Annotated in this window: 1 protein-coding gene; it reads left to right on the plus strand. The window is 84.6% G+C overall.

From position 1 onward, the window contains the following. Window positions 1-86 precede the first annotated feature (86 nt). On the plus strand, window positions 87-299 hold a 213-nt coding region (locus AB0G11_RS24970), incomplete at its 3' end, for a hypothetical protein (RefSeq protein ID WP_357588522.1).

Consider the following 299-nt stretch of genomic DNA (forward strand, 5'->3'; position numbering starts at 1 on the left):
CCCCCCCACCCCCCCCCCACCCCCCAGCCCCGCCCCCCCCCCGCGCGCGCCGGGCGCCCCCCCGGCGGGCTGACGGGAGCAGGGCGGTGAGGGTCGCGGTGAGCACCGGCAGGCCCGCGACCAGGGCGGCGATCAGCGCCCACGGGGTGTCGAACGGCGCCCTCGGCAGCGGGTCCCAGCTGTTGGAGGCCGTCCACGGCCAGGCGACCGCCAGGCCGATCACGCACCCGGCGGCCCCGCCCGCGACCGTGGCGAGGGCCGCGAGCGCCCCGGCGCGGCCCGCCGACGCCGGCCGGGGC

This window comes from Nonomuraea sp. NPDC023979 (genome assembly GCF_040639085.1).
Taxonomy (GTDB): Bacteria; Actinomycetota; Actinomycetes; order Streptosporangiales; family Streptosporangiaceae; genus Nonomuraea; species Nonomuraea ceibae.